This window comes from Variovorax sp. Varisp53, from assembly GCF_059491555.1.
In genome coordinates this window covers 1,193,148-1,211,301 of sequence record NZ_CP168512.1, presented here as the reverse complement: position 1 = coordinate 1,211,301, position 18,154 = coordinate 1,193,148, and the positions used below count along the sequence as shown (strand labels likewise).

The 18,154-nt window shown below is 67.7% G+C and carries 17 protein-coding genes; 2 read left to right on the top strand and 15 right to left on the bottom strand.

Features of this window, described 5'->3' with window-relative positions; genetic code table 11:
* Positions 1-32: 32 nt before the first annotated feature.
* From ACEOAB_RS05415 to ACEOAB_RS05390, 6 genes are all read right to left on the bottom strand, one after another.
* Positions 33-662 (bottom strand): hypothetical protein, encoded by a 630-nt coding sequence (locus ACEOAB_RS05415; RefSeq protein ID WP_495653522.1) that lies wholly within the window; start codon positions 660-662, stop codon positions 33-35.
* A complete protein-coding gene (locus tag ACEOAB_RS05410; RefSeq protein WP_413749870.1) occupies positions 662-2,245 on the bottom strand; it encodes a vWA domain-containing protein in 1,584 nt (527 codons plus the stop codon). The genes ACEOAB_RS05415 and ACEOAB_RS05410 overlap by 1 nt, the downstream gene beginning before the upstream one ends.
* Positions 2,242-3,492 carry a toxic anion resistance protein gene (locus ACEOAB_RS05405; RefSeq protein ID WP_413749871.1) on the bottom strand — a complete coding sequence of 417 codons (1,251 nt, stop codon included), beginning with the start codon at positions 3,490-3,492 and terminating at the stop codon, positions 2,242-2,244. The genes ACEOAB_RS05410 and ACEOAB_RS05405 overlap by 4 nt, the downstream gene beginning before the upstream one ends.
* 17 nt (positions 3,493-3,509) lie before the next feature.
* The gene (locus ACEOAB_RS05400; protein WP_413749872.1) at positions 3,510-4,634 is read right to left on the bottom strand and encodes a hypothetical protein; all 1,125 of its coding nucleotides are present in this window, start codon (positions 4,632-4,634) and stop codon (positions 3,510-3,512) included.
* A gap of 74 nt (positions 4,635-4,708) precedes the next feature.
* Positions 4,709-6,013 carry an aminotransferase class V-fold PLP-dependent enzyme gene (locus ACEOAB_RS05395; protein ID WP_413749873.1) on the bottom strand — a complete coding sequence of 435 codons (1,305 nt, stop codon included), beginning with the start codon at positions 6,011-6,013 and terminating at the stop codon, positions 4,709-4,711.
* Between the two features lie 3 nt (positions 6,014-6,016).
* Positions 6,017-6,913 (bottom strand): transporter substrate-binding domain-containing protein, encoded by an 897-nt coding sequence (locus ACEOAB_RS05390; RefSeq protein ID WP_413749874.1) that lies wholly within the window; start codon positions 6,911-6,913, stop codon positions 6,017-6,019.
* Between the two features lie 141 nt (positions 6,914-7,054).
* Between ACEOAB_RS05390 and ACEOAB_RS05385 the strand changes: the two genes are divergently transcribed.
* Positions 7,055-7,978 carry a LysR family transcriptional regulator gene (locus ACEOAB_RS05385; protein ID WP_413749875.1) on the top strand — a complete coding sequence of 308 codons (924 nt, stop codon included), beginning with the start codon at positions 7,055-7,057 and terminating at the stop codon, positions 7,976-7,978.
* A 23-nt stretch (positions 7,979-8,001) separates the two neighbouring features.
* Here the strand turns inward: ACEOAB_RS05385 and ACEOAB_RS05380 are convergent, their stop codons facing one another.
* The 9 genes from ACEOAB_RS05380 to ACEOAB_RS05340 all read right to left on the bottom strand — a co-directional run bounded on the left by ACEOAB_RS05380 (position 8,002) and on the right by ACEOAB_RS05340 (position 17,572).
* Positions 8,002-8,187 carry a hypothetical protein gene (locus tag ACEOAB_RS05380; protein WP_056586202.1) on the bottom strand — a complete coding sequence of 62 codons (186 nt, stop codon included), beginning with the start codon at positions 8,185-8,187 and terminating at the stop codon, positions 8,002-8,004.
* A gap of 126 nt (positions 8,188-8,313) precedes the next feature.
* On the bottom strand, positions 8,314-9,786 hold the full coding sequence (locus tag ACEOAB_RS05375) for an N-acyl-D-amino-acid deacylase family protein (RefSeq protein WP_413749876.1): 1,473 nt from the start codon (positions 9,784-9,786) through the stop codon (positions 8,314-8,316).
* A complete protein-coding gene (locus tag ACEOAB_RS05370) occupies positions 9,783-10,694 on the bottom strand; it encodes a MurR/RpiR family transcriptional regulator (RefSeq protein WP_007837465.1) in 912 nt (303 codons plus the stop codon). The genes ACEOAB_RS05375 and ACEOAB_RS05370 overlap by 4 nt, the downstream gene beginning before the upstream one ends.
* Before the next feature lie 10 nt (positions 10,695-10,704).
* Positions 10,705-12,006: an amino acid deaminase gene (locus tag ACEOAB_RS05365; RefSeq protein WP_495653521.1), complete on the bottom strand. Its 1,302-nt coding sequence runs from the start codon at positions 12,004-12,006 to the stop codon at positions 10,705-10,707.
* Positions 12,003-12,986: an ABC transporter ATP-binding protein gene (locus ACEOAB_RS05360; RefSeq protein WP_413751428.1), complete on the bottom strand. Its 984-nt coding sequence runs from the start codon at positions 12,984-12,986 to the stop codon at positions 12,003-12,005. The genes ACEOAB_RS05365 and ACEOAB_RS05360 overlap by 4 nt, the downstream gene beginning before the upstream one ends.
* A 154-nt stretch (positions 12,987-13,140) precedes the next feature.
* A complete protein-coding gene (locus tag ACEOAB_RS05355; RefSeq protein ID WP_495653520.1) occupies positions 13,141-14,178 on the bottom strand; it encodes an ABC transporter ATP-binding protein in 1,038 nt (345 codons plus the stop codon).
* A complete protein-coding gene (locus tag ACEOAB_RS05350; protein WP_007837472.1) occupies positions 14,178-15,017 on the bottom strand; it encodes an ABC transporter permease in 840 nt (279 codons plus the stop codon). The genes ACEOAB_RS05355 and ACEOAB_RS05350 overlap by 1 nt, the downstream gene beginning before the upstream one ends.
* A gap of 3 nt (positions 15,018-15,020) precedes the next feature.
* Complete coding sequence (locus ACEOAB_RS05345) at positions 15,021-15,962, bottom strand: ABC transporter permease (protein WP_056586187.1); 942 nt, start codon at positions 15,960-15,962, stop codon at positions 15,021-15,023.
* A gap of 32 nt (positions 15,963-15,994) precedes the next feature.
* A complete protein-coding gene (locus ACEOAB_RS05340; protein ID WP_056587736.1) occupies positions 15,995-17,572 on the bottom strand; it encodes an ABC transporter substrate-binding protein in 1,578 nt (525 codons plus the stop codon).
* A 190-nt stretch (positions 17,573-17,762) separates the two neighbouring features.
* On the opposite strand from ACEOAB_RS05340, the gene ACEOAB_RS05335 reads away from it, so the two are divergent.
* Complete coding sequence (locus ACEOAB_RS05335; RefSeq protein WP_007837475.1) at positions 17,763-18,152, top strand: RidA family protein; 390 nt, start codon at positions 17,763-17,765, stop codon at positions 18,150-18,152.
* Positions 18,153-18,154 lie beyond the last annotated feature (2 nt).

Here is an 18,154-nt window from a genome sequence, read left to right as displayed (position 1 = left end):
ACGCCGCGCGGCACCCCGTGCACTGTCGTCGCTCAACCCACCAGGAAATCCGGCTGGCGGAACTTCCTTTCGAGAAACTGCCCGTTGGCCACCAGCGCGGCCGCATCGCTCGAAGCCACGTTGGCGACGATCTCGCGCAGCTTGGCGTCGAGCAGGCCGAGCTGCTCGCCGAGCAGCTGGCGCGCGGTCTTGCCGTCTTTCACCGCATGCGTGTTGCGGAAGGCCGGCGGCAGCGCGACGTAGTTGGCTAGCGTCTCGGGCAGGTAGCGCATCACGGTCTCGCGCACGGTGAACAGGTCGTCACCGTGCGAGCGCGCACCGACGAGGCGCGGCAGCACCTCGCCCACCGAGCCGCGCACGTTGTCGAGGCTCTTGCGCATGTCGTCGGTGAGGTGCGGCTGGGCCTGCGCGACCACGCGGTCGAGGCGCTCCAGGGTCTGCTCCACGCTGAGGCTGTCTTCAATGCGGCGTTCGAGTTCGGGTGCCCTGCGGCCCAGCAGCCAGCCGGCCACGTACAGGCCGGCGGTGATCGGCAGCCATCCCCGGTCGATGACATTCGCGAACAGCAGCGCCGGCCCCAGCAGCGCGAACGCGCAGCCGAGAATGTTGCCGTTGCCGTAGAGAAACAGCAGTGCGCGCAGCTTCAGCGAACGCTGCGGCATCACTGGTAGCCCCGGATTTCCTTGAATACCTGGCCCAGCTGCAGTCTGCGCCCGTCGAACTCGCGGCCGCCCGAGAGCTGCGCGATCTGCTGCATCTCGTTCACGTTGGCCTCGCCGAAGAGGATGGGGAAGATGCGCGCGGGCAGGCCACCCGCCGCGTAGCGCTCGCGGAACTCGCGCGGCTTCAGGCCCGAGTTGTTCTCGCCGTCGGTCAGCAGCACGATGCTCACGAAGCGGTCGGGCTCGCGCTGCTGTTCCTTGCGCGCCAGCTCTTCGGCCGCCGCCAGCGCGGAGTAGATGGCGGTGCCGCCGTCGGCCCGCATCGCGTCGGCCTGCCGCCGCAACTCTTGGCGTGCGGCCTCGATGTGGTCGGCGTCGAAGCGTACCCACACCGGCTCCTGCACGTCGGTGGAGAAGGTGATGAGCACCACGCGCTCGCGGCTCTGGAAAGCGCTGTAACGCGCGCTCGCGGTGGCGGACTCGTCGGCGCCCGAGAGCAGCTTGAGCGCCTCGCGCATCGATGCCAGCCGCTTGCCGGCCATGGAGCCGCTGAGGTCGAGCACGAAGATCGAGGTGGCGGGCTTGCGCCATTGCGACTGGTAGGTGCCGAGCACCGCGTCGATCACCTCCAGCCGGTTGGGAAAGCCCAGCTCGGCCACGGCGGCGGTGGGCAGCGCGGCGGCGACCGCGACCTCGGGGTTCGCGGGGCGCAGGAATGCCGCCGAGAGCGCATCGCGCTGGAACGGCGCGGCCTTCAGCGTGGCGACGAGCTTGGTGTACGCATCGCGCTTGTCGGCGTTGAGCAGCATCAGCGGGTAGTCGGCCGAGATCATGCCGTCGCGCGGGTAGATCAGCATGAGCTGGTCAGCCGCGGGCAGCTTCTCGTTGGCGCGCAGGATCACCGCCTCGTAGTTGACCATCGCGTCGATGGCGGACGGGTCCTTCACATAGGCGTCCGACAACCAGCCCGAGCTGCCGGCCGTGAGCTTCTGGCCGGAGAGGAAGGCTTTCAACGTCTTCTCGTCCACGTCCTGCTCCGTCAGGTCCTCGGTCTTGCCGGCCAGCGCGGAGGCCACGGCGAAGAGCGCGCTCATGCCGGTGTTGGAGCTGGTGGCGTTGGTCATGCCGTAGCGCAGCTGGCCGGCGCCGGCCGCCTTGGCGATCTCGGCCCAGCCCGGCGGGCGCTTGTTCCAGCCGAGCTGCGCGGCCTTGGCGCTCTTCACGCCGAGCGCGATGCGCGAGTAGAAGAGCTTGTCGCGCGCCACCGGCTTGGTTTGCAATGCGAGTGCGGGATACGCGCCGTTGGGCGGCAGGATGGCGTCGAAGCGCTCGCCGGCGTTGATGCGCTCGACGATGTCGAGCGTGCCGGCGTACGAGAACTTCACGTCGACACCGGCCGACTGCGCGGCGGCGACGATGGGGGCTTCGAGGTCCTTGAGTTCGGAGCCCGCGAGGATGGTGAAGGCCGCAGCGGCGACCGGAGCCGGCGCAGCGCTCGCAACCTGCGGCGGCTCCTCCTTGCCGCAGGCCGCGAGGCCCAGCACCAGGGCCGCCAGGGCCAGCAGGCGGGACAACAGGCTCACAGCGCGACCTCGCCGCGCGGCTGGCTCATCGCCTCGGTGGCCTCCTGGCGGCGCACGCGGTCGAGGTAGGTGCGGCTCTTGGCGACTTCGTTGGTCAGCGTGTCCACCGTGGTCTGCATGGAGTCCAGCGCGCGGCTCTTGAAGTCGGCGATGGTGTCCATGGTCTGGTAGATGTTGGCGAAGGCCTGCTGCAGCTTGGCGATCTCGATGGTGCTGGAGGCCGCCTGCTGATGGATGGCGCTGCTCTGGTCGCGCAGCATCTCGCTGGTACTGGCGATGAGGTTGCCGGTGGTGGCGTTGAGCGCGCTGATCTGGTCGAGCACCAGCTTCTGGTTGGACAGCGCCTGCGCCACGATCACCGCGGTGCGCAGCGCCGCCACGGTGGTGGTGGTGGCGCGGTCCACACCCTTCATGAGCTCCAGGTTGTTCTTGCGGATCATGTCCAGCGCCAGGTATCCCTGGATGTTCACCGCCAGCTGCGTCAGCAGGTCGGTGACCTTCTGGCGCGAGTAGAAGAGCATTTCCTCGCGGACCACGCGGGCCTTCTCGGGGTCGGTGACGTCGAGTTCGCGCGCCTTGGCGTCCAGCTTGCCGTCGAGGGCCTTGCCGATGTGCACGTATTTCTCGAGCCGCTCCATCAGCGTCCAGAGATTGACTTTTTCCTGCTCGATGGCGGTGTTGTCGCGCAGCAGCTCGTCCTTGCCGCGCTTGAGCGATTCGATGATGGCGTTGAGGTGCGTCTGCGACGACTGGTAGCGCTCGAAGTACGCGATCAGCTTGTTGCCCAGCGGAATGAGGCCCAGCAGCTTGCGCGCAGAGAACAGGTCGCCCTGCTTCGACGGGTCGAGGTCTTCCACCTGGTGGCGCAGGTCGATGAGCGACTGGCCGATCTGCGCGCCCTTGTCGAAGAGACCGTTGCGCAGCGACCCCACCGGCCGGTCGAGCATGCGGTTGGAGACCGATGCCGAGGCCTCGATGTCCTTGCTGCCCATGGAGTGGATGCGCTCCACCGCCTCCTTGAACTGCGGATGCTGGCTGTCGTGCGCGGTGATGTCCTCGATGAAGCGGTCCACCTGCGCGTCGAGCTCGGCCACGTCCTCGGCCTTCAGGCGCACCTTGCCGCTGGCCGACTCCACAGGCACCGGCGCGACGGGCGCTGGCGGCTCGAGGGTGAAGGACTGCGGGGGCTGGAGGTCGATGGAAGCGGGTGCGGTAGCGGTTGCAGTGGTGGTGACGGGTGCGTTCATGGCGTTCCTGTGTTCTTTCACTTGAAGCGGGCTTCGATGCCCGTGGTCATTCGTTCGAGCCACTCGAAGCTCGGCGGATCGATCACGTCGACCAGCACGTCGGGCACCTTCACGCTGCGCGCGGCCCAGGTCTCGGGACCCTTGGTGTCGCCGCCGGTGCGGTAGCCGTATTCGTGCGCGAGCTCGCGCAGCGTCAGATCGTTCTCCAGTGCCGCGCCCAGGCGCGCGCCGCCCTGCGTGTAGGGCACCAGCACGTGCTTCGAATAGACGGTGGGCTTGGGGTAGAGCAGCACCATGTCGCTCTTGAGCCTGTCGGGGTTCTTCAGCCAGAACTCGACCATCTGCGATTCATAGGCCACCAGCAGCGGCGCCTTGCCCATGCCGAGCGCAAGATAGTCCTCGAAGGGGCCCGCCGACGACTGCTCCTGGAAGCCCTGCCGCAGGAAGAGCGGCGCCACGATGGGCATGACGCGGTCCACGTCCTCCTGGCTCTGCACGATCTGCTGGCTGTTGGCGAGGTAGCTCGCGAGCGCGAGGTACATGGCGGCCGAGTTGGAGGTGCGCACGTCGGTCGAGTTGATGAGCATCGACTTGCTGGTGGAGAAAGCGCTGCTGGCCTTCAACTCCTTCCAGCGCGTGCCCTTCTCGATCATGGCCATGAGGCCGGGCAGGTCGACCACGTAGTAGAAGTCGCCCTGCTTCTGCGCGATGCCGTTGGCCACGAGGATTTCCGCTATTGGCCGCCAGCTGGCCAGCACGATGGGCGTGTAGAACGGATTGAAGACGTTCGGCGCCTTGGCCAGCGCCTTGAGCTGCGCCGCGGCGGGCGCGCCCGAGGGAAAGCCGAAGTCGAGCTTGCTGGCGTCGTAGCGGCTGGCAATGGCGCGCGAACCGGCCTTCTCGACGGTGACGGTGATGCCCTGCGCGGCCAGTGCCTTCTGCACGCGCGGATCGGCGAAGAAGGTTTCTTTCTCGGAGCCGATCAGGCCGCGCAGCGTGACCTGCTTCTCCTGCTCGATCCGGGCCGCGGCGGCGGTGGCAGAGTCATCGTGCAGCCGGGTGTTCGAATACCAGACGCCGGCTCCGACCGCGGCCAGCAGGACGACGGCCAGCGCTGGTGCGATCAGCTTGCGGATTTCCAAATCTCATGCTCCTCGCCCCCTGTAAGCGGGGGTAGAGAAACATACTAACTATCGAATATGACGGTTCATGACAGTCAGATGTCGGCAGCGATCTCGCGCGTGATCCGCAGGAATTTCTCCACATCCGCGATGGAGTTGCAATGCAGCGGCGACACCCGCACCGTGCCCGCGAGCCCGAAGGATTCGAGCATGCGCTTTGAGTAGATGCTGGTCGCCACCCGCTCGTAGACGGTCACGCCGCGCTTGGCGTACTCGACCACCGCCTGCGTGCAGTCGATGCGGTCGAAGCCGATGCCCAGGATCAGGTCGCGCTTGCTCAGGTCTTGGTAGTCGAGGAACACATTGACGCCTTCGAGCTTGCGCATGCCGGTGGCGTTCTCGTTGCCGTCCAGAAGCACCGCCAGCAGTGCGCGCTCGTGCAGTTCGATGTGCGTGATGCCTGCCGCGAACAACGCGCGCCGGTCGGTGGCGTCGACGGCATCGGTGAAGTGTCCGCCGAGCCAGCACACGTAGTCGACGATTTCCGTGAGCACCGCGAACTGCCACGGCGCGGCGCTGCCCAGGTCCCAGTAGTCGGTCTTCTTGCCCGCGAGCTTGTGGTGCGGCAGCACGGCCGCGCGCTCGGACATCCACGACAGCCCCGAGCCCCGGCAGCCGAAGAACTTGTAGGGTGCGAGGTTGATGCCGTCCACCGGCGTCTTCTGCAGGTCGATGAGGCCGTGCGGCGCATGCTGCACGGCGTCCACCAGGATGTACAGGTCGGGCTTGATCTCGCGCGCGCGGCGCACGATCTCGGCCATGTCGAGCTTGGCGCCCGAGATGTTCGACGCGTAGATCACGTTGAGCAGGCAGGTGTTCTGATCGACCAGCCGCACGATCTCGTCCACGTCGACGCCGCCGGTCACCGGGTTGCTCTTCGCCACGCGCAGCTCGCGGCCGAGCCGCTCGGCATACAGGCTCATCGCGTCGAAGGCCGAGGGGTGCTCGAGCGCGGTGGTGACCATGTTCGTGCCCGGCACGTTCTCGGCCACCGCGCGCACCATGTCGAACATGGCGCCCGAAGCGGTGAGCGAGGCGTACACGCTGCCGCCGGTGGCGTTGAGGATGGTGCGCAGATCGGCGCTTCCCTTGGCCTGGATGTCCTGCAGCTCGACGGCCGTGGCGTGGATGCGCTCGGCGTTGTCGGGAATGGCATCGACCTGCGCGAAGCGCTCGGCCGCGGCCTTGAGGCGGAAGGAACCGCCCGCGTTGTCGAAGTACAGTCGTTCGCGGCCGTGGTGGTCGTGGTCGACCTGCAGGAAGCGCGCCTTCACCTCGCGCATCAGCGCATCGGAAAAGGCCAGTCCGTGAGGGAGGTTCGAAGACAGCTTGGAATCCATCGCTCAGACGCCCTTGTTGTTCGGGTTCTTGTAGATCTCGCGCACCGCGTCCGTCATCGGGAAGTTCAGGTTCACGTTCTTCGGCGGAATCGGCGAGAGGAACCACTTGGTGTAGAGCTGCTCGATGGCGCCCGACTTCATCAGGCCGGTAACGGTCTCGTCGACCAGCGCCTTGAACTGCGGGTCGTCCTTGCGCAGCATGATGCCGTAGGGCTCCTGGCGCAGCGACTCCTTCAGCAGCTTGTAGTCGCCGGGGTTGGTTGCGCTGGCGACCATGCCGGCGAGCTGCACGTCGTCGAGCACATAGGCATCGGCGCGGCCGGTGGACAGCAGCAGGAAGCCGTCGGAGGTGTCCTTGCCGGCGATCTCGTTGACTTCGATGGTGCCGCTCTTGCGCGCGCCGCGCAGCAGCTGGATCGAGGTGCTGCCCGAGACGGTGGCCACGTTCTTGCCGTTGAGGTCGGCCAGCGCGTTGATGCCCGAGGCCTTCTTCACCGCGGCGGTGATGTTGGTGACGAAGTGGCTGGGCGCGAAGTCGACCTGCTGCTGGCGCTGCGTGGTGTTGGTGGTGGTGGCGCAGTCGAGGTCGACGGTGCCGTTCTGCAGCAGCGGGATGCGGTTGGTCGAGTTCAGCATGGTGTAGCGCACCTCGATCTTCGCGAGGCCAAGCTTGGCCTTCACCGCGTCGACGATCTTCAGGCAGATGTCGGTGGTGAAGCCGATGGGCGCGCTGTCGGCGCTGAGCTTGTACGAGAACGGGATCTGGCTGTCGCGCGCGCCGATCTGGATCGTGCCGCTCTCCTTGATCTTCTGCAGGGTGCCGCCGTCCTGGGCGCTGGCGGCGCCGCAGGCGAAAGCAAGGGTGAGGCCGAGTGCGAGAGGCAGTTTCCTGAGGTCCATGGTGGTTCCTTGAAGAGTCGATGACGTTGGCTCGGGCGAATCTTCGGCTTCGCGATGAATTTCTAAAAGCGATTTTTTGTGATCGAATTGCATGAATAAAAGCGTTCAATCAACCCGATATCGCTGGAGCCGCCGACCGTGATGACCTTCAAGCAACTCGACGCCCTGTACTGGATCGCCCGCCTCGGCGGCTTTGCGCAGGCGGCCAACCAGCTCAACACCTCGCAGTCGGCCATTTCCAAGCGGGTGCACGAGCTGGAGCAGCTGTTCGACACCGAGCTGTTCGACCGCAGCCAACGCACCGCGCGGCTCACCGAGAAGGGCGAGGAGATGTACGTGCTCGCACAGAAGCTGCTGGCACAGCGCGACGCGGCCGTCGAGCAGTTCGGCAAGCCCGGCGTGGTGGAGCGGCGCATCCGCATCGGGGTGACCGAGCTGACCGCCATGACGTGGCTGCCGCGGCTGGTCGGCCTGATCCAGCAGCACTACCCCAAGGTGATCCTCGAGCCCGACGTGGACGACAGCCTGCAGCTGCGCGACAAGCTGCTGGCCGACGAACTCGACCTGGTCATCGTGCCCGACACCTTCGCCGACTCGCGCCTGCAGCACAAGGCCATTGGCCAGGTGACGAGCGCATGGATGTGCAAGCCCGGCGTGGTTGCGGCCAGCGGCACCGTGCGGCTGCACGAGCTCGCGCGGCATCGCATGCTGGTGCAGGGCAACAACTCGGGCACCGGCCGCGCCTATGACGCCTGGATGAAGGAGCAAGGCGTGCAGCCCGCCAACGTGATCGTGGTGAGCAACCTGGTGGCGCTGACGGGGCTCACTGTGTCGGGGCTGGGCGTGAGCTACCTGCCGCGCCAATGCCTGCAGCCGCTGGTGGCGGCCGGCATGCTGGCGGTGATCGACGTGGCGCCGGCGCTGCCCGTGGTGCGCTACGTGGCAATGCACAAGGGCGAGCACCGCAGCGCGCTCACCTCGTCCATCGTGATGCTGGCGCAGGAGTGCTGCGATTTCACTCGCATGTTCCAGGCGCAGGCTGAAGAGGAGCCGGCGCAGGACTGAGCTTGCTGATCTTGTGCGGTGCCTCAGTAGTCGTGGTCGACGGGGGAGAGGTCCGGATGCAGTTGCTGAAGTGCCAACGACAACCGGACCACCCGCTCTCGCGCGCCCGGCTCGCCCCGGGCCAGGGCGCCCAATGCGGCTTCGTAGTCGTCCGTGAGCTGCTGCCACAGCTCGAAATCAGCACCAAGGCCTTCAGCGTCCTTGTCCATCTTTGCTCCTGTCGGAATTCGACGGCCAATAAGATGTACAAGTTTGACTGATTTTTGCCGAGAGCGTTAGAACTTTAGAGGTCTTGAGGTTATTCCCCGTCAGATACGGCGGCCCCGCCCTGCTCTTCAGGCCCCCCGCGCCAGCATCCGGCCCGCCCGCGCAAGCACCCGGGCTTCGGCCTCGCCGCCCCGATAGGCCAGCACGCCGTTCACGAACACCCGTTCCACGCCCAGGCTCACGCCATGCGGATGCTCGTAGGTGGCGGTGTCGGCGATGGTCTCGGGGTCGAATACCACCACGTCGGCCATGGTGCCCGCGCGCAGCAGGCCGCGCTCAGCGATTCGCAGGTTGCGCGCCGTCATGCCGGTCATCTTGTGTACCGCCTGTTCAAGCGTGAAAAGGCGACGTTGGCGCCAATAGCGCGCAAAAACGCGCGGAAAGGCGCCCCATAAGCGCGGATGCGGATGGCGGTCGTGCGGCAGGCCGTCGCTGCCGATCATCGTGAGCGGGTGCGCGATGACGCGCTCCACGTCTTCCTCCTGCATCTGGAAATAGCAGGCGCCGCCCGGTTTCAGGCGCAGGCAGGCCTCCTGCTCGGTGGTGCCCCATTCGCGCGCGATGTCGGAAATGAGCCGGCCCATCATCTCGGGATGCGGGTCGGACCAGGTGAGCAGCACGTCGATCACGCCATCGACCAGGTCCTCGCGCAGCACGGTCGAGCCGGCCACGTAGGGGTAGACGTCCATCGCGATCTTCTGGCGCTGCGCCAGCGACTCGATCAGCGGTAGGGTTTCCCTGGTGCGGCCCCAGTTGGCGGGCCCGGCGCACTTGTGGTGCGAAATGACGAGCGGCACGCCGGCGCTGAAGGCCGAGTCGCCGGCCTCGTGCAGCGCCTCGATGATCTGCTGCATCTCGCTGCGCAGGTGCGTGGCGTAGACGCCGCCGTGGCGGGCCACGACGCGCGCCAGCGCCGTCACTTCCTCGGCGGGCGCGGCAAAGGCTTCTTCGTAGAACAGGCCCGACGACATGCCATGCGCTCCGTCGGCCATGCAGCTGTCGAGCAGCGCTTCCATGCGCGCCAGTTCATCGGCGCTGGCGGGACGGTCCAGCGCCTGCATGGTCGCGAAGCGCAGCGTGGTGTGGCCGACGAGTGCGGCCACGTTGAGCGCGGGCTGCGTCGCATCGACAGCCGCGCGGTACTCCGCCATGGTCGCGTGCTTGAACGAATCGGCGCCGAGCAATGTGAGCGGCGGCTTCGACTGCGGCGTGCGGTACGGCGCGAGCGAAATGCCGCAGTTGCCCGTGACCACGGTGGTGATGCCCTGCGACACCTTGGGCAGGCACAGCGGGTCGCGCAGCACGATGGCGTCGTCGTGCGTGTGCGCGTCGATGAAACCGGGCGCGATGACCTTGGCGCGGCAGTCGACAACCTCGACGTCGACCAGCGCGAGACCGTCGGGCAGCCGCTCGCGCAGGCCTTCGCCGAGCGCGACGATGCGGTCGCCCTGCAGCAGCACGTCGCCGGGCCACGAGGGGCCGCCCGAGCCGTCGACCACGAGGCCGGCCTCGAGCAGGATGGCTTTGGGGTCCTGGCTCACGATGCGCGCCCTCCGCCGCTGATGCCGCCGCCATCCCAGCTCTGCAGCGGATGCGTGGTGGCGTCGATGCCATGGCGCTGGAAGGCCTCGCGCGCGCGCTGCAGGCGCTGCACCGCGGGCTCGCCGCGGCGCTGGGCCACGAGCACGGTGAGGATCTCGATGGCCGTGAGGTGCGTCAGGTAGGCGTCGATGCCCACGTGCATCACCGCGTCGTCCGGCACCGAGAGCCCGAGCAGAAAGTCGGCCTTGGCCGCCAGCGCCGTGCCGGGCCGGGTGATCGCGACCACCTTGGCACCCTGCCCGCGCGCGATGTCCACCGCGTCGAGCAGCGAGGGCATGCCGCCCACGTGCGAGATGGCGATGACCACGCCGCCCGGGCGCTGCGCCGCGCCGGCCACCTGCTGCAGGTGGTAGTCGGCCCAGGCGTTGGCCGACAGGCCGAGGCGGAATAGCCGGGCCTGCAGGTCGTTGGCCATGAACCACGAGGTGGCGCCCGCGCCGTACAGGTCGACGTGCGGCGCGGCCGCAATGGCGGCCACTGCACCGTCGAGCACCTGCATGTCGAGCTGGCCGCGCACGCCCGAGACCGAGGCCGCCGCGCTGCGGGCGATCTTGCCCACCACTTCGTCGGCCGCGTCCTCGATGTTGACGCGGCGGTGCAGCGGCGAGCCGCCTAGCGCCAGCTCCTGTGCGAGCGCGAGCTTGAACTCACGCAGCCCGGCAAAGCCGAGGTCGCGGCAGGTGCGCATGATGGTCGGCACCGAGCTGCGCGAGCGTTCGGCCAGCTGCTCGAAGCTTTCCTCGAGCACGCGGTCGGGGTCTTCGAGGATCAGGTCGAGAATCGCGCGCCGCGTCGCCGGGGCGTCGCTGCGGATCTCGCCGATTTTCTGAAGCAGGGAAGGAGTCATCGGTGCGTGTTCAGAAGTGCATGGCGACGGCGTCGCTCACGCGGTAATCCTGCTCGACGACAGGCATCCAGTGCCATTTGTCGAAGGTCGTGCAGGGGTGCGAAATGCCGAGGCCGACACGGTCGCCGACCTTGGGCGCCTCGGCTTCCTCGCCCGCGTCCCAGCGCAGGTAGGCATGCTGGTCGTTGAGTGCGGTGATCTTCCAGCCGGCGGGCACGGCATGCGGCTGCAGCACGCCGCGCGCGGCACGCGCGATGGGCACGGGCAGCGAAAGATCGAAGGAAATGTCGCGCTTGCCCACGGCAAGGATCGCGAGGCCGGGCTCGGGGCGCGACTGCACCGTGGCCCAGACCTCCATCGCGGGCACCAGGCTTTCGCCGCAGCCGCAGCCCAGTCGCTCGTCCACCGCGCTCACCATGCGCTTGTAGAAGCCGTGGTCGTGCGTGACGTAGCAGCCCGAGCGCAGCAGGCCGCGCACCGGCGCGCCGAGCGCGGGCTTGAGCCGTCCGGCCACGAGGTCGAAGATGGCCGAGCCGCCGGCGGACACCAGCACCTCGTCGGTCTCGAAGAGTTTTTCGGTGTCGCAATGACGGGCGACGGCTTCCACGCGGTCCATCAGCGTGGTGGCGTAGGCCGTGTCGGGCTCGCTGACGCCGGTCGCGCCCTGCCCTTCGTAGGTCTCGATGCCGACGAGCTTCGCGGCGCTGCTGGCGCGCAGCCGCGTGGCCAGCGTGACGGCTTCTTCATGCGTGCGGCAGCCGGTGCGTGCACCGTCGACGCCGATCTCGAGCATCACCTCGAAAGGCACGCTCGCGGGATGGCGCGATGACCAGTCCTCGATCAGCGCGAGCTGCGCCAGCGAATCGACCAGGAACACGATGCGCAGGTCGGCATGGTCGGCCAGCAGCAGCTGGATGCCCGCGAGGTCTTCGTCGCTCACCACCTGGTTGGCGATGAGCGTGCGGCGCGCGCCGGCCGCCACGCCCAGGGCAAGCTGCGTGACGGTTGCGAAGGTCAGGCCCCAGGCGCCGGCGTCGAGCTGGCGCTGGAACAGCTGCGGCGACATGGTGGTCTTGCCATGCGGTGCGAGGTCGATGCCCCACTCGCGCACGCGCGACTGCATCCACGCGAGGTTGTGCTCGAGCGCCTCGCGCTTGAGCACGGCCAGCGGCAGCGGCAGGTCGCCGGCCAGCACGTTCCAGCCGGCGGCGCCGATTTCGCTGCGGCGGCGCGGCGGCTGCGTGCGCGGGTAGCCCTTGAAACTGCTGCTCAGCAGCGGATCGTTGAAATCGGTGGTGGCGGTATCGGTCATGGTCGTGCGGCAATGTTGGAGAGCAATTCCTTGCGGATGCAGGCGCTGTAGTGTCCGGCGGAAATCTCGTCGAGCGGTGGCACCGTCTGCGCACAGGCCTCGATGGCGTGCGGACAGCGCGTGCGGAACACGCAGCCCGAGGGCGGCGAGATGGGGCTGGGGATGTCGCCCTTCAGCGCGATGCGCTCGGTCGCGACCTCGGGGTCGGGCTTCGGGCTCGCGGCCAGCAGCGCCTGGGTGTAGGGGTGCGAAGGACGGGCGAACAGCTCGTCGGTGGTGGCGACTTCCATCACCTTGCCGAGATAGAGCACCACCACGCGGTCGCACAGGTACTCGACCACGTCGAGGTCATGCGAGATGAAGAGCATCGTCAGGCCCAGCCGCTCGCGCAGGTCGGCCAGCAGGTTGATGACCTGCGACTGGATCGACACGTCGAGCGCCGACAACGGCTCGTCGGCGACGATGAATTCGGGCTCCACCGCGAGAGCGCGCGCCACGCCGATGCGCTGGCGCTGCCCGCCCGAGAACTCGTGCGGAAAGCGGCTCGCATGCTCGGCGCGCAGGCCCACGGTTTCGAGCAGTTCGGCAATGCGCTTGTCGCGTGCGGCCGCGCCCTTGTGCAGGCCGTGCGTGGACAGCGCCTCGCCAAGGATGGCGCTGATGCGCATCTTGGGGTTCAGGCTGGCGTACGGGTCCTGGAAGATGATCTGCAGCTTGCTGCGCAGCTTGCGCATGCGCTCGCCCGACAGCGTGCCGATGTCGTCGCCGCGGTACAGCACCTCGCCGCTCGTGCGTTCGAGCAGGCGCAGCACGGTGCGGCCGATGGTGCTCTTGCCCGAGCCCGATTCGCCGACGAGGCCCAGCGTCTCGCCGGGCTGGATCGCGAACGACACGTCGTCGACCGCGCGCACCGGGCGATCGCTGCTGCCGAAGTATTTCTTGAGTCCGCGGACTTCGATGAGGGGGGCGGCGGTGGTCATCGTGGGTGTTCGGTATTGGCTCCCTCCCCCTCTGGGGGAGGGTTGGGGTGGGGGCTCTGGGCGGTGGAGACCGTCGCGGCGATGGAACGGCCGAGTGCCCCCACCCCGGCCCTCCCCCAGAGGGGGAGGGAGCAAGACGGAAGCGACGCGCGGGTCATGCGGCCCTCGCGAGCGGCTGCTCGGGCTGCACGCGGATGCATCGCGCCTGGCGGCCCTGCCGGATGTCGAGCAGCGGCGGCATCGCGGCGCTGCATTCGGGCAGCGCGAGGCCACAGCGTGGCTCGAAGGCGCAGCCGGGCGGCGGCGCGAGCGGGCTCGACACCTGCCCGCGAATGGCAAACAGCCGCTTCGGCTTGGCCTGCCCCCGCAGCCGCGCCTTGCCCGGCAGGCAGGCCAGCAGGCCCTGCGTGTACGGATGCTCGGGCTGCGCGAACAAGGGCCGCACGGGCGCGCTCTCGACCACGCGGCCCGAATACATCACCACCACATCGTCGGCATGGTGCGCGACCACGCCGAGGTTGTGCGTGATGAACAGGATGCTCATGCCCGTCTCGGCCTGCAGCCGGCGCATGAGTTCGAGGATCTGCGCCTGGATGGTCACGTCGAGCGCGGTGGTGGGCTCGTCGGCGATCAGCAGCGTCGGGTCGCAGGCCATGGCCAGCGCGATCATCACGCGCTGGCGCATGCCGCCCGACAGCTGGTGCGGGTACTCGTGGATGCGCTGCGCGGCGGCGGGGATCTCCACCAACTCCAGCATGCGCAGCGCATGGGCCAGCGCTGCCTTGCGGTCGAGCCCCTTGTGCAGGCGCACGCTCTCGGCAATCTGCTCGCCGATGGTGAACACCGGGTTCAGGCTGGTCATCGGCTCCTGGAAGATCATCGACAGCTGGTTGCCGCGCAGCGACCGCATCTCGCGTTCGCCGATCTGCAGCAGGTCGAGCGTCTTGCCTTCGCGCGTCACGAACGAGGCGCTGCCGCTGACCTGCGCGTTCGCGGTCTTGGGCAGAAGGCGCATCAGCGTGAGGCTGGTCACCGACTTGCCCGAGCCCGATTCGCCGACCAGCGCGGTGGTCTTGCCGGGCTGGATGGAGAAGCTCACGTCGGCCACCGAACGCACGAGGCCGTCTTCGGTGGGGAAGCTGGTGCTCAGGTTGCTGACCGTGAGGCGTGGTGTCTGGTTGGCGTTGTTCATCACGAGGTCTTCTTGAGCTTCGGGTCGAGCAGGTCACGCACACCATCGCCCAGCAGTTGCAGCGACAGCGCCGTGAAGATGATCGCAAGCCCCGGGAACAGCACCACCCAGAAGGCCTGGTGCGCGTACTGCTGGCTGCCCGCGACCATGGTGCCCCAGGTCGGGATCTCGGGCGGCACGCCGACGCCGAGGAACGACAGACCCGCTTCGGCCAGGATGGCGTAGGCGAAGATGAACGACACCTGCACCAGGATCGGCGACATCAGGTTCGGCAATATGTGCCGCCACAGGATGCGCGAGGTGCGCACGCCCAGCGCACGCACCGCTTCGACGAACAGCAGTTCGCGCACCACCAGCGTCGAGGCCCGCACCACCCGCGCCACGCGCGGCGTGTAGACCAGCACCAGCGCAAGCACCGTGTTGATGAGCGAGGGCCCGAGGATCGCCACCAGCGCGATGGCCAGCAGGATGTCGGGGAAGGACATCATCGCGTCGACCACGCGCATCAGCGGGGCGTCGAGGCGGCGGAAGAAGCCGGCCATCAAACCCAGCACCGTGCCGGCGATGACCGCACCCAGCGCGGTGAGCGCCGCGATGGCCAGCGAGTAGCGCGCGCCGTGCACGATGCGCGAATACAGGTCGCGGCCCAGTTCGTCGGTGCCGAGCAGGTGCTCGGCGCTGGGCGCCTTCAGGCGCTGCAGCACCGCCGTGTCGTTGGGATCGATGGAGGCGAACAGCGGTGCGCCGATCGCCAGGATGGCGATCACCAGCAGCACCAGGGCGGAAACCATCACGATGCGGCGATGCATCAGCTGGCGGAGCATTCGAGGCATGCGCATCGCTCAGACCTTCACGCGCGGATCGACCACTGCGTACAGCAGGTCGATCGAGAAATTGATGAGCACATAGATCGCGGCGATCACGAGCAACGCACCTTGAATGACCGGATAGTCGCGCCGCAGCACGGCGCTGACCACAAGGTTGCCCACGCCGGGCAGGCCGAACACGGTCTCGGTGATGACGGCGCCGCCGATCATCAGCGCGACCGTGAGGCCGATCACGGTGACGATGGGCACCAGCGCATTGCGCAGCGCGTGCTTGAGCACCACCGTGCTTTCGCTCAAGCCCTTGGAGCGCGCCGTGCGCACATAGTCTTCGCCGAGCACATCGAGCATCGAGGCGCGCGTGAAGCGGATGATGAGCGCCGAGTTCAAGAGGCCCAGCACCGTGGCCGGCAACACCAGCGCGTGCAGCCGCTCGGCCAGCGCCGCATCGGGCGCGCCGTAGCCCGACACCGGGAACCAGCCGAACGACACCGCGAAGATCTGGATCAGCACGATGCCCAGCCAGAAGCTCGGAATGCTCGCGCCCAGCATCGCGATGCCGGTGAACAGCTGGTCGACCACGCGCCCGCGGAACACGGCCGAGACGATGCCGCATGGCACGCCGATCAGCGCGGCGATGGCCACCGCCATCAGCGCGAGCAGCGTGGTGGGTTCGGAGCGCTCCCACAGCGCCTGCGTCACCGGCCGCTGCAGGAAGATCGAGGTGCCGAGGTTGCCCTGCAGCACCTCGCGCAGCCAGTACCCGAACTGCACGGGCAGCGGCTTGTCGAGGCCGTACTCCTTCTGCACGCGGGCGATGTCGGCCGCGGTGGCCTGGTCGCCCAGCAGCACCGAGACCGGGTCGCCCGATGCGGCGCGCGTGAGCACGAAGACGAGCACGGCCACGATGGCGAGCACGACGAGCATGCCGGCGGCGCGGGAAGCGATGTAGCGGATCATGGGGCGGGTTGTCGTTTCAACGGCCTCATTACTTACTTGATCCGGGCATTCCAGAAGAACGGCCAGGTCGCGGGCTGGTAGTTGTCCAGCGCCGGGCTCTTTGCCGACAGGCCGTTGAACTTGCCGACGTTGATGTACGGCACCTCGTCGTAGACCACCTGCTGCACCTTGCCCCACAGTGCGCCGCGCTTGGCAGGGTCGCTCTCGACGTTGAAGGCCTGCAGTGCCGTCTTCTTGGCGGGCGTGTCCCACCAGCCGGGTGCACCGTCGCCGAGCTGCGGCGGCGAGAGCATCGGCTCGGGGAACTGGCCCGAGTGCGTGACGTAGATGTCCCACAGCTTGGCGTCGTTGCGGCGCTGCACCAGCGTGGCCCAGTCGACCACGTTGAGGTCGACCTTGAAGCCGGCGCGCTTGAGTTGCTCGGCCATCAGCAGCGCCATGTTGTAGTGGAAGTCGTACTGGCGGCTGGTGAGCACGCGGATCGGCTCGCCCTTGTAGCCGGCCTTGGCCGCGGCTTCCTTCGCCTTGGCGGCGTTGCGCTGGTTGTACTGGTCGGCGCCGGCCGCCGAATAGAACGGCGAGCCCTTCGGGAAGTGGTTGCCTTCGGCCACGAAGAAGCGCGTGTCGCCGAAGCCGGCAGCGAGCATCTCGCCTTCGCCGAGCGCGGTCTGGATCGCCTGGCGCACCGGCTGGCTGGCGGCCACGCCTTCCTTGGTGTTGAGCACGAGGTACGGGAAGCCGAACGACGGCGTCATGATCGGCACCGTCTTGCCGCCCGACTTCTCCAGGCGCGGCAGCGCTTCCACCGGCAGCAGGTCGGCAAAGTCGTACTGGCCGGCCAGCGCGCCTTCGACACGCGTGCTGGCGTTGGGCACGGGCACGAAGCGCAGCTCCTCGATCGCCGCTTCGCGCTTGCCGCCGTAGCCGCTCGCCGGTTCCTTGCGCGCGCTGTACTTGTCGAAGCGCGTGAGCAGCACGAACTGGTCGGGGCGGCGTTCCTTGAACTTGTAGGGGCCGGTGCCGACGAAATCCTTCAGCGGCGAGGCGATGGAATCCTTGGCCATGATGGCGGCCATGCCGCTGGGCAGCGCGAGCTGCGACAGCAGCGGCGCATAAGGCTCCTTCAGCACGACCTCGACCGCCAGCGGGCCCTTGGCCTTGAGGCTGGCGACCTCCTTGCCCACGGCCTTGCCGCGCGGCGACTGGTCCATCCAGCGCTGCAGGCTGGCCACCACATCGTCGGCGTTGAGTTCGCGCCCGTTGTGCAGCATCACGCCCTTGCGCAGGGTGATGGCGTAGGTCTTGCCGTCGGCCGAGATCTTCGGCATGCCTTCGGCCAGCATCGGCACCACGTTCCACTTGGCGTCGAAGGTGTAGAGCGTCTCGTACACGTGCTGCATGATGGTTCCGACCAGGTCGGCCGTGGAGGCCATCGGGTCGAGCGTCTGCGGCTCGGCCACCATCGCCAGCGTGGCGAAGTTGCGCGGGCCCTGGGCGTGAGCTTGCTGATAGGGCAGCGCGGCGCACAGCATCGCGAGCAGGGAGGCTCCCAGCAGGCTGCGCTTCGACAGCTTGGGCAGGCGCTGGACAACAGGACCGACGTGGGGCATGGGGAACTCCTTCATGGGGCTTGCGAGTTTGTGAAAGAAAATTTCTCTTCGGCCTGGACTTTGAAGCAGTATTCATGCCAAATCATCCGTGTTAACCCTTGATTGAGGGTTAATCTGAAAGAGATTTTCAGATTGAGCGCGATACTCGCGGCTCCCTTCTCCCTTCTTTCACCACTTCTCAGGAGTCTTCATGCCCCTCGAATACCTCGGCGCCCCGCCCGTCGCGTCCGATCGCCAGGCCCGCCCCTTCTCCCCGGCCGTGCGCGCCGGCGACTTCATCTACGTGTCGGGCCAGGTGCCGGCGAACAAGGATGGCGAGATCGTGGTGGGCGGCATCGAGGCGCAGACGCGCCAGGTGATGGAAAACCTCAAGACCGTGCTCGCGCTGGCCGGCGCCACGCTCGACGACGTGTGCAAGAGCACCGTCTGGTTGCAGGACGCGCGCGACTTTGGTGCCTTCAACCGCATCTACATGGGCTACTTCGGCGAGAACAAGCCGGCGCGCTCGACCACCGAGGCGCGGCTGATGGTCGACGCCAAGGTCGAGATCGACGTGGTGGCCTACAAGCCGAAGGCCTGAGG